This is a genomic window from Parabacteroides sp. AF21-43 (assembly GCF_003635435.1).
GTDB classification, from domain to species: domain Bacteria; phylum Bacteroidota; class Bacteroidia; order Bacteroidales; family Tannerellaceae; genus Parabacteroides; species Parabacteroides distasonis.
On record NZ_QTMG01000016.1, the window covers coordinates 1 to 12,124 of the forward strand.

Below are 12,124 nucleotides of genomic sequence, written 5' to 3' on the forward strand. Positions count from 1 at the left end.
GCCAGAGAGCCGTGTCGTGAAAAAGAAGGCATTTCAATCAAAAAGATACCATTCATCGCGTTAAGCTGACATCCGCGATTCTTGTTTTATCCCTTTGAATTAACTCTGTCCCCAATAAATATCGGGTGAGCCAAGTAATCGCATCCAGACATTGCATCTCTATGTAAATTCGCAAGCGAAACTCTTGCATAATCAAAAAAAATCAATACCTTTGCACCCGGTTTCAACAAGACCTTGGAGAGATGCTCGAGTGGTTGAAGAGGCACGCCTGGAAAGCGTGTAAACCCCTAAAGGGTTTCGCGGGTTCGAATCCCGCTCTCTCCGCAGAACTAACCAGACAATGAACAGTTAAGTCCCACAAATCGTTGGATTTGTGGGACTTTTTAGATTTTTTGTTACCTACACTAAATCTTCTTGTTTGATCGAATAACACTTAGTGTTTGTAAGATGACAGACAATATTATTACCCCTAGCCCTATATAAAAAGCGGCGTTCAACTCTTTAGCCTCACTAAAAAGAAGCATAGCCAAGATAATGCTATAAATAGGTTCCAGATTATAACTCAAGTTTACCGTGAACGCAGAGATCTTTTTCAGGACTTGTATCTGAAGTAAATACAAACCAATCGTACAAACAGAAGCTAAAAGCAATAAATAAGTAAAATCTAATAGCCCGGGAACAATCGTCGATACAGGAAAATATCGCAAATAGAACGGTAAAATACAGGAAAGCCCGATAAAGCCACCTACCATTTCATACAAGAGCATGGTACTTGTTGAATAATTATTTCCGATCTTCTTATTCGTGATCGTGAACAAAGCCGCTAAAGCGGATGATATAATACCCAAACCTATTCCTAAACGATAGCGAGTATCAAAATGGAAAATCAGCACCACCCCGAATAAAGTCAACAAACTAAAAACAACCTCCTTGAAAGACACTCTATGACAATTAATCAATGGTTCTAGAAAAGCCGTAAAGAAACCTACCAGAGAAAAACAAACCACTCCAATAGACACATTCGAAGCCTTTATACTTCCATAAAAGAAAACCCAATGCAATCCCAGCAATAACCCTAATCCCCCTATTCTCAAGGCATCCCCGAAAGAAATTCGATTCAATCTTTTGCCGACGGATAAAACGAGTAAAAACAACAAAGACGCAAGCATCATACGATACCAGACCAATAGGGCTTCATTCAAGCTAATCAATTTTCCAAATATGCCCGTCGCACCTGCCAAAATAATAGATATATGCAGTTTTATAAATGCGTCTTTCATTATGTCACTATAATATTTAATTATGGACAAATGTACAAAGGAAATATAAGCTATCGAATTCAAACTTGATAAATACTCCGTTTTTTACCCTAATGGTAACTTTTTTCTAAATGGAGAAGCCTACTTTTGTGCCGCAAAAATAAAAAGAAAAGAAACTGATGATGCAAGACAGTATTGATTTTGGAACAATGAACATTCCGAAGTTGTTCCGTATGATGTTTATCCCTACCTTATTAGGTATGGTCCTTTCCGCCACTATAAATATCGCCGATGGAATATTCGTAGGAAGAGGCGTAGGAAGTGACGCCTTGGCTGCGGTAAATATCGTGGCTCCTTTTTTCATGTTAGCAACCGGAATCGGGCTTATGTTCGGAGTAGGCGCATCTATCGTCGCCTCGATCCACCTTTCACACCAGAAAGTCAAGGTAGCGAATATTAATATCACGCAAGCACTTTCGGTCTCATTATGTATTATGTTATCGCTTTCCTTGTTAGTGATGACATTCCGTACTGAGGTCGCTCTTTTATTGGGTAGTTCCGAACAATTATTGCCCTCCGTATTGGAATATATGAACTGGATCGTCCCGTTCCTTGCCTTTTACATGTTATTGAATATCGGGTTATTCATTATCCGGTTAGACGGATCACCTACATACGCCATGTTATGCAGCGCTATCCCGGCCCTGATAAACCTAACATTAGACTATATTTTCGTTTTCCCATTGCATTGGGGATTAATGGGAGCCGCTTTAGCTTCCGCTATTTCCGTAATCGTAGGAAGTATTATGATCGTGGTTTATATCGTAGGTTTTTCTAAAGTATTACATCTTTACCGCCCTAAATTCTCGCTTAAAAGTATCTTATTGACAATCCGCAATATCGGATACATGGTAAAGCTTGGTTCTTCCGCGTTCTTAACTGAGGCAGCTATCGCTTGTATGATGCTGGTGGGTAATTATATATTCATGAGATACCTTGGGGAAGACGGGGTTGCCGCCTACAGTGTAGCCTGTTATTGCTTTCCTATCGTATTCATGGTGAACAATGCGATCGCCCAGTCTACCCAGCCGATCATAAGCTACAACTATGGCATACAGCAGTGGAAAAGAGTACGGCAGGCGTTTAAGTTAGCCCTGCTATGCGCTGTCGTGTGCGGAGGACTCGCCTGCGTGGGTACTATTTTATTCTGCCCGGAAGTCTCCTCCTTATTTCTCGGTAATCATGGCAACGCTTACGAGATAGCGGTCTCCGGCATTCCCTATTTTTCTTTGGGATATGTCTTTTTCGCTCTCAATATCGTTTGTATCGGGTACTACCAGAGCATAGAACGTTTCAAACCCGCTACGCTATTCACTATTCTACGAGGAATCGTGATTATCACCCTAAGTTTCATGTACCTACCTGTTGTCTGCGGAATTAAAGGTATTTGGCTGGCCATACCTTTGTCGGAATTAATTACTTTTGTAATCATAGTGGTATACTATCTATTGAAACGTAGAAGAGCATGAAAGAGGAAGTTCGCCAGAAAGTGATGGAACGGTTTTCAATCTCTGAGCAGGCCATGCAGTTATTGCTGGAAAGCGCAGAGATGATGTCGTTTGTCCCCAAAGATATAATCGTACATGAAGGTGAGATAAACACGAATATGTATATCTTATCCAAGGGAATCTGGCGGGCTTATACATTTAAAGATGGGACGGAAGATACCTTTTGGTTCGCCGTGGAGAGCGAGATCGCACTCCCGGTATGGGGATATACTTCCGGCTCTCCTTCTCTTTATACCATAGAAGCCGTTACGGAAAGCGAGGCGTATTGCCTATCCAAACAGAAACTAGAAATCCTATTTCAATCCTCCGTGCAATTAGCAAATATCGGAAGAAGGATTCTAGAGAATTTTATGCTTGAGATCGAGACTTCATGGTTAAGTTCTTACAAACGAACCGCCATTGAACGTTACGCCATTCTATTGGACAAGCAGCCCGAAATCATCCAATCCGTCCCCCTAAAATATATAGCATCTTATCTAGGTGTCACGGCTCAATCCTTAAGTAGAATCCGAGCGAAGTTAGCTAGTTCCTTAACCTTTATCGTGTAAAGCCCCTTCATATCCCCTCGGACTGGAGATACCATGTCCAGCCATTTATATTTACCTGTACGGCATTCCATGTATTATCAGCAAAGAAAAAGATAATCTTATATCTATCTTGGCGATCTAGATATTCTTGTACATCCATATTATTTCCCTCCATACTAGTCAAGGCTAAAAAATCTGTCAAATTAATATTGAATACCTTTTTGCCGGTAGACTTCTCCGTTACGACAAAACGTGTCGGCCGATCTTCCATCAACCGCATCGTGTTCAACTCGACAGCTGCCGCCGATGATGACTTTTGTTCCATATAATAAGGTCGGAAACTTAACACATCATCCTCCAATAACGAGTTGTCATAGGCCAGATGGCCATTCGACTCGATGATCTCATATTCATAATCATTCATGTTCACATTCCAATTATCTCCGGAGGTAGCCCGGATATAACTATCGGAATAACCTTGAAAAACAAACCGTATCTTATTCGTATCTTTTATCAGATCAATCGTCTCAGTCTGATGGCTGGTCCCTGTAAAATCAACGTCACTGATATAACCATACCAAAGAGGCTCCAGTTCTTTACTGATGATAAGAGACTCCTCACGTTTCAGCCTTAACCTCATATCAGTAATCGTATTCTCTCCCCTAGGCGTATAAATATCGTAGGAGTCACGTGCGCCGGCCCAAGCCAGAAATTGGTATTCTCCTATCGGAAGCTTTACCTCCATTTGGTAATTGCCTGTCGCCAACGCTTCACCTTCCTCTACTTGACTGAACAGAAACTTTCCGTCTTTGTCAAATACATAAAGCTCCACTTTATCCACCTGCGTATGGAACGCATCCGTGAAAAGCATATTATAGTCGTACTTAAACTTGACAAATAAACGACATTCGGGAAGATCCTCATGAAACATATCGCAAGAGGTCAATATCCACGGACAGATAATAAGGATTCCCCAAATTGTATAACGTATAAGACGGTTCTGTTTCATATTTTTCTATTTTTCTAATTAATCCTTACTCTAATTAAAGGGAGTTCCCAGAAGGAAAAAACACTGTTTGGAAACTCCCCTTTTCTAACCTGCGATACCTAACTAATAACCTAAAATCATAAGATCTCCTCTTGGCTATACCAAGTCCACGGGTTCACGTTAATCTGGATAGACAACCATGTCTCATCATTCTCATCTGGCGTATCTGGGTCCGGATCCGGAATAGTAGGATAACCCGGATTATTAAATCCCTTGATATTAATATCATAAACGGAATTACGCACAACCCCAAACTCTCCAAACTCATTCATCGCCTTATCCGAGTCATCATGTTTAATCATGATCTTGTAATAACTTACACCACCATCATAATAAAAGACCGTACCATAACTACCCGCCCCTTTATTCTCTACGGCAAGCCTTGCGTCTACAAATTTCTGTTTAAGTGCCGCAGCCTGCGTTTCTGCGCTTTGACCGGATTGCTTAAATTCATCTCCGGTTGGAATAGTAACCTCCTTGGAGGAATCCACGTATTTTACATACCGGTTGAAGGCTGTTGATATAGAGGTTGGATAACCGTCAGGGTTCCCATCCTTATATTTCTTTGTCAACTCATTTTCTATCCAGTCCATCAAGGTATCATATGTATAGCTTACGCCATTTACGATCATCCAAGACTCACCCTCTCCCACATCAACCGTACCGCCATCTAACTTTTTCAGTTTCTTCGGCGCAAAGTTCGCTTGTAAAAGGACTTGGGTCGTATAAGCATGGTTGTTATACTCTTTTTCTTGTGTATTCTCCAGACAATATTCAGTAACGGGATTAGATGCTGAACTTATCTCATTCCAAGATATGGCAGATGCGTTCGTCGAAGCAGACACAAAATTGTAATTATTCGTATACGCCACTTGATTCGCCTCGTTCCACTCACCGATATTCGTATTGTTGTAATTCGGGTCTACCCGGTATGAACCGATCTCATACCTATCGAATGGAGTGACACAAGTACCGCGAGCATCCGGAGTATTGGCAGGATCTTCATTCCAAGTCTTAATCCTCCTCGATACAGGATAATACCATTTATTAGTAACGTTCAGAATCCATTTCGGGCTATAGATCGATGCCGTGCTATTATCCATAGCGCCATCGCTGGTATATACACGTACTTTAGCGACAACACGATCTATATAAATCGCTAGCGGATTCTTTACCGCAACATCTTGGCTCTTATAAAGAGTTAAGTTTATCGTATTTCCCGAGTTATCCGAAGGTTCCAGATGACCTTTTGAGTTTGTCATCAAAAATGTTCCTGTTTTCGCGACACTCGTTGTTATCGACTCATCCTTCACCGCCTTGTTCACATCCACGAAACTAGAGCCTTCCCCGACGCTGGAGAAACCGGCACCCGGATTCGCGATAATCAGTATTGTCTTAGAAGTAGCCGGAATCTGAAAAGCCTTACTGCTACTGCTTGCGCCGGAAGATGTCAAATCACCGGAGCCGGTACTTAGGTCTATCACTTTTGTAACTAGACTCGCATCTTGATCGCCATCGAAGAAAATCGCTTTAACATCCTCAATCTCATATTCGCCTGTTATCGCATTCTCTTGATTAGGGATATTCAATCCACGGGTAACGGCGGCGGGAGTCTTAATATTCAAAGCCACCCACGCATCGCCCGAAGGATCGGTTACTACATCGCTATTCCCATCCGAAATAGCATGGTCATCACTACACGCAGCAAACACTAGCGTCGCAAGCGCAAACATAAAAAGTCTTTTCTTTTTCATTTTACAACAATTAAACTGTTTCTAACTAAACACTTATCACTTTTTATCTCTTAGTCATCTTTTAATCCGTCACGACCGTTTGGGATAATTGACTAATATTTAACTTTATACGTTGTACAGAATTAGTATTCGAGGATACACCGGGATCTTTTATAGTAGTCAGGTATATAATGCCACTTCTCTGTTTGGACATTGTATTCCCCAAGACTTCAATATAAATTGTCCCATCATCAACCGTGATCTTATCCGTGTCCTCCCGTACAGCGCCGACGGAAGGACGCAGCTTTATCCAGCTCTTAGGATCATCCGCCCCATCTTCCACATATGCGGAAAGACAATAGTAGTTCATATCGAAACTATCGCTGCTATCCGCAGCCGGCATATATTTAATTGTCACTCCAGCCGCCGGTATAGCATATCTTTGCCTAATACGCACCGTCTTTTCGAGAGTCCCCAATTTCAGCGTGATATACGCATGATCTAACAAGCCATTCGATATTTGAGCTTCCACAGCCGTGATATTCGGATCTGATGTCGTATCATCCACGATCGGTATTCTCGCTCCATTAGATGGGTTTACCAGCAAGGGTACCCCAATGCCGACCTCGTTTCCATTATCACTAATCCGGCAGGCATTCGGAAAACGAGTCCGGCAATCCGTAATCAATTTAAAAACCTCAAAATTGGCACCCTCACTCGTATAGGCGATAAATACCGAATTACTGACTCCCAGAAAGAAATCGTTGTTCGCTACAACTTCGTATGAGTCTCTATTATCAACTGAGATCTCATAATCCAGAGCTGTGTTGGAAGGTTTAGAGGCTTTTGCATCTTCTACCGTATCATAGCCGGGACCTTTTGCCGTAACAATAGTGAATTGATAAGAATGATTACGTTGTAAATCCATTAACTGGACATCCTTATTGACGATCGCCATTTTATAGAAATAATCCCGTCCCCCATACGCACCTTGAATAATCAAGTGTGTATTATTCCGCATATCAGACTCATATAAATAGACTGGATCATTCTCAGTACTCTCCCCCCCATCTATGAAATCTGCCTGAACCAATAAGGATGAATAAGCAGCATCATTCCTGTATTCAGTCAAATTAGAGGTATTATCCCTAATGAGACCATCCAGCGTATGAAACGGTCCTTGCCTAGGTACATTCATAACCGCCACAACTCCCTTTAGCTCAAAGTTCGTCGCCTTATTGACAATTACCATTTTAGCGATCGCCCGGGTAAGCATCAAGGGCGTTCCGTCCGTATTCTCGATCTTTGTTGTATGATCTATCTTATCTACTTCCAGTAAATAACTCATCGGGATCACTTGCCCGTTACCACTATAAGGAATGACAGAAACCGAAGGTACCGCCAATGGAGCCGTCAGCATATTCGTACAGAAATCAGCCAATGTCGTCAAACCTTGCATCAATTGGGCAGAAAATCCAGTTTCATCGAATCCATATTCCGTAACCGCATCCCCATAATAAAATCTATCGGGTGAATTAGCCAATATCAATAACTGATATTTACTGTCATTCGATTGTTTAGTCAATATCACATATCTTTTTCCCGCTAATTCAAAGGCTTGCACGGCTTCCACAAAAGTAGCGTTAGGCCCTTCTCCTTTGAAAACAAACATCCATGGGTTCTTACCCACCGTACCCTCATCCATAAGTCCTTTTGTTGACGGGAGATGGTACGAATTAGCACGGGCGAAAATCTCCAGCTGTACTTTTTCAGAAAAGACTTCTTCCTCTCCTACCTGTTCAGACAAAGCAAATTCATGCTCACAGCCAGATAGCATTAATAGGGATAACAGAGCCCAAAAACCGATCATATGTATACTAATTATTCTCATTCTTTCACGCAACGAATTGTAAAACCAAATTGATGACTCGAAGACTTGGGAGTTGTCGCTAAATAATTATACTCTATCCCCCAAATATTACCGTGAGCAGAACCTTTCTCTTCTCCACTTGACGTATCAGTCCACCCCGGAGCCGCTGAAGAAGACCAATAATACCCTGTCTCACTCGCATATTCCAAACTACCATCCGTATGCCATCTTCGGCCTGCGGCCGGAAAGAAAATAGAGGCGTTATTGTCCGGATTAAATATCAAGACACCCCCATAAGCCGCTTCCGTCGTATCTAAAGACACTCCTTTATACTTACTGACCTTCCCCGAACCTCTTTCTATGCCATCGATCATATCTCTTTCCACGATAGGACGCCTGTCGAAAAAACCATCCGCATAGAATCCGTACTTGATCTCTTCCAGAATCTTAGGGATATATTTCTCCGGTTTATTCTGTGGATCAATCGGTTTTTCAGCCGTCACCCAATTTCCATCCCCTTTCATTGGATTACGGAATAACGACATTCTTATCTCGGATTTATATACATCATTATAGGTATAACTATTCAACACAATCCTATCCAAGGGACCGTCGCTTGGACGATGATAACCCGGGGGACAGATCTCGTAATAATCTTTCAGTTTATCCCCGCTCGTAGCATCCCAAAAAGTGGGAGTCTCAATACGTCTTATCGGCCATTCCGATAACTCCCACGTAGCACTCTTATTATTCACGTTGGTAGGGTGATACGCACGAAGTGCTAAAGAAGCATATGCTACCGGTAATCCCCATTGAAAATGAGCGCCGGCTTGAGTCGGATACTTAACAAAATCAACTTGATCAGTGCTTTTATCTATCTGCCTCCATTCATCCTTTGTATCAACATCATTTAAGAATGACCGAGCTGTCAAATTGTACGCACTAAATTTTACACCTAAATCCGGCCCCTCGTTTGTACCCCTCCGCATTATATAATCAGGAGCCTCTCCTTGGCGGACATATAAATCAGTTTCGTAAGTCGTCCCATTTTCCGTATAAGAAAGCTTTACGACACCATATCTAGGCACTCCTTTTCTAGGATTCTTGCTCTTCAATCCTATCCGGAAGTAAACACGTCCTCTTCCTTGTACAAAACTGCCTGTCTCACCTTTCTGTGAATTAGGAATAACCGGATAGTCTTCCGGATCTCCCGGAGAACCTGTTCCAACGTTAGGATCAAAGCTAGGTGTCGAGCTTATCACTATAAAATCCTGATATTCGGTTGGAACTTCCACACGCCACTGATACCAATAACTCCACTTGTTCCCACTAATTATCCTTTCTCCACTTTCATCATCCTTATAGAAAGCCCCTACATAAGGGTTAGACCATAGATGATTCGTTGAATTAATATCAAACGGATAACGATTTCCATATTGACTGACCTTTACGGTTATCGTTCTACGAATAGCGTTCTTCCCCGAGAAATCTTCCGCAGCCATCAATGTAATCTCATAGGTTTCCTTACCTATAATATAGTTTGGCAAATCAAGTAAGATATCCATATAGCCCGCTCCAGTACTCGGATCATACGAAATCCTCTCATCAGCGTTCGGCTGCCACTCTTGACTCGACAAAGCGTTAAACACCTCATTCGTTTCCTTATAAGTGTTTGTACTTAGCACTTTTACTTTATCAAAAATCCTCACAACCGGCATATTGGACGAGAAAGAGATTCGTGCCCCGTTAAAATCGGTAATATCGACCTCCGTATGTGACACATTTAGCACTCTATTACCAGATATATTCCAATCATTTGCTATTGAATCCCAATCCGATGCCTGTATATTCATCTCCAAGGGTTGTTTAATGATCCCGGTAAGATCTAGCTTCGTATTTTTAGGTAAGTTATAATCAACCGGCTCTGAGTTTATTTTCAACTCACAGGAGGGATTATAGCTATCCTCCATATCTACCGTAAAAACCACCGCATTTGCCGGATCGTTCTTTCTCTCCAACTCATTAGAGGGCAAAATAATACGAGTGATCTTCCGAGCCCAATTCATTCCGGGAATATTTGGAGTAACAGAGGAGAAATAATCACCATCTTCTCTCAATGTAAAATTACGTGTTACATTCCTCTCAATAGTAGAGCCACTATATTGAGCTGTCAATGGGATCAAATTAGGGATACCACTAAATATAACTCCATTAAAAATATCATCGAAATTATCTGCCGCCTCCAAAACAACATCTACTCGAACTCCCAGACGATTAAGGGCCAGTTGTAATAAAGAAACCGTTGTCCCATCACTCAATTTAGCCCCTTTACCTTTTGGTAAAACCTCTACGTTATTTATTTCCTGCATCATTGGGATCGATTTCTCCGAAGAAAAAGAGCTTGCGGGATAAGCGATAAGATTCAAATCGTCATAACGTGAAAGAGTGTTCAGTTTATTGGCTATAACGTTATCCGTCGGTTCATTCGCCAAAAATACGAAATCATAATTCCCAGCTACGATTGGATGCCGGATGATATTTTCTATCCATTGATTCTTACTATAGTGAATATTAGATATGCATGCTCCCGTTGTCTTATTGAAAGCCAAAACACGAAGCGTATTCACGTCGTAGTCCTCTTCGCTACCCGAATGAGTCGTATTTTGAGAATCTATATTCCTAATAGAAATATAGGCTCCTTCCACATTACCGCTAATCATTGTCTCATCCGTACATGAGAAAAGGATTATCAATAACAAGACTGCCACGAAACCTTTATATATTTTACACTCTTCCACTATCATAAAAATTGCTCTAATGTTATAATGCAAATATCACGATATAAAAAGTCACAATAAACTAAATATGCACCCAATAATGACAATATGAATCACAGTTTACATCTAATTATGCAATTATTTTTCAGGCCGTTACAGTTTCCTGAAAAACAAGATCAAAAGGCTCTATTTTTCTATTATACGCAAGACTCTTATCAAACAGTTCCGATTATCGAAACAAATCACATTAATAAGAATCCACGAAAAAGCCCTTAAACGAAAGATCGCTTAAAGGCTCAATAAACATCCCTTATAATATTCATTTATGTAGAAATTAGGTCCGTTATATTTCGTCTTATCTATAATTATAATATATCAATAACCGATCTCTGTCTTTTTATAAAATCGATACGTTGTGCCTCTCCACTTTCGGATATTAGGATAGAATGGCGTTTCAATGCCTGAATCCAATCTCGTTGCATTTTACAAATCTGCGGACTTTGGGAGTCCATAGAATTGATTGAATAAACTCGTAGCATACTAATTTGGAAATCCAGCTTCTCTATATAAGTATAGGTTGCCTCAAAATCAATGCTTGATAAGTAGAAAAACACCTTATGGCCCTCACTGAACTCTCCTGTGATAGATAAAGCCTCCATATGAGTAAGTAATTGATAAAGTTCCTCTTTCAAGCACAGAACATCCTCTTTCGATATCAAATTCAGGCAAGCAAAGTATTGGACCTCTTTCACGAAAGAAACAAAAATATTCATATCCCAGATAAAACTGGTTTTCGGACAATTCTTTACGCTATAACTTAATTTTTTATGTACATTTATAATTCGTTCTTCCACCACCATCCCATATAGAGAATTTGGAGTCTTTATCTGTCCATGATGATATAACCAGCGGCAAAGACGGAACTTAGACAGATATTCAAAAGAGGAATAAAGCGTAAAAGGCAAAACATTCGATGCCGTACAAACCTCCGTACTCTTATCTCCTTTCACATAGTCAAATATCCGTAAGTAACGATCAATAATCTCATAATAACTTTCTATCGCATTGGCAGACCGGAGCAAGTTCATATCGAAAGTCACTCTATTATGCAAGTGATTTCCTATGATCTGATCTATGGAGATCCCCAACTTATAGGAAATTTGCGCAACCTCATCAATCGTAAAAGCGACCTCTCCCCGAAGCCTGCGGTACACCGCCTCTCTCCCGATACATAAAGTATCCGTCAAGAAATTAGCAAGATTTTGTCCGGGAGGAAACCTATCTTTCATTGCGGTTATCAATTCATTTACAATACTATCTTTCATTGCCTTATACCTTATTT

General features: G+C 40.9%; 8 protein-coding genes and 1 tRNA gene. 3 read left to right on the forward strand and 6 right to left on the reverse strand.

What is annotated here, in order from left to right; all coding sequences use genetic code 11:
- The first annotated feature begins 236 nt into the window (after window positions 1-236).
- A tRNA-Ser gene (locus tag DWX84_RS12180) sits at window positions 237-324 on the forward strand.
- A gap of 80 nt (window positions 325-404) precedes the next feature.
- On the opposite strand, the gene DWX84_RS12185 is transcribed toward DWX84_RS12180, so the two are convergent.
- Window positions 405-1,280: a DMT family transporter gene (locus DWX84_RS12185; protein ID WP_121961058.1), complete on the reverse strand. Its 876-nt coding sequence runs from the start codon at window positions 1,278-1,280 to the stop codon at window positions 405-407.
- A 158-nt stretch (window positions 1,281-1,438) separates the two neighbouring features.
- Between DWX84_RS12185 and DWX84_RS12190 the strand changes: the two genes are divergently transcribed.
- Both DWX84_RS12190 and DWX84_RS12195 read left to right on the forward strand, forming a co-directional pair.
- Complete coding sequence (locus DWX84_RS12190) at window positions 1,439-2,788, forward strand: MATE family efflux transporter (RefSeq protein ID WP_121961059.1); 1,350 nt, start codon at window positions 1,439-1,441, stop codon at window positions 2,786-2,788.
- Complete coding sequence (locus tag DWX84_RS12195) at window positions 2,785-3,375, forward strand: Crp/Fnr family transcriptional regulator (RefSeq protein WP_008779579.1); 591 nt, start codon at window positions 2,785-2,787, stop codon at window positions 3,373-3,375. Before DWX84_RS12190 ends, DWX84_RS12195 begins: the two co-directional genes overlap by 4 nt.
- 7 nt (window positions 3,376-3,382) lie before the next feature.
- Here the strand turns inward: DWX84_RS12195 and DWX84_RS12200 are convergent, their stop codons facing one another.
- The 5 genes from DWX84_RS12200 to DWX84_RS12220 form a co-directional block, all read right to left on the reverse strand.
- The gene (locus DWX84_RS12200; RefSeq protein WP_048927773.1) at window positions 3,383-4,363 is read right to left on the reverse strand and encodes a FimB/Mfa2 family fimbrial subunit; all 981 of its coding nucleotides are present in this window, start codon (window positions 4,361-4,363) and stop codon (window positions 3,383-3,385) included.
- 116 nt (window positions 4,364-4,479) lie between these two features.
- A complete protein-coding gene (locus tag DWX84_RS12205) occupies window positions 4,480-6,156 on the reverse strand; it encodes an Mfa1 family fimbria major subunit (protein WP_070103472.1) in 1,677 nt (558 codons plus the stop codon).
- 61 nt (window positions 6,157-6,217) lie between these two features.
- Entirely contained in the window at window positions 6,218-8,026 is a 1,809-nt protein-coding gene (locus tag DWX84_RS12210) for a DUF4906 domain-containing protein (protein WP_172618148.1), read from the reverse strand.
- A complete protein-coding gene (locus tag DWX84_RS12215) occupies window positions 8,023-10,809 on the reverse strand; it encodes a fimbrial protein (RefSeq protein WP_005866256.1) in 2,787 nt (928 codons plus the stop codon). The genes DWX84_RS12210 and DWX84_RS12215 overlap by 4 nt, the downstream gene beginning before the upstream one ends.
- A gap of 338 nt (window positions 10,810-11,147) precedes the next feature.
- Window positions 11,148-12,107, reverse strand: a complete 960-nt coding sequence (locus DWX84_RS12220) for a hypothetical protein (protein ID WP_005866252.1) — start codon at window positions 12,105-12,107, stop codon at window positions 11,148-11,150.
- Between the last annotated feature and the right edge of the window lie 17 nt (window positions 12,108-12,124).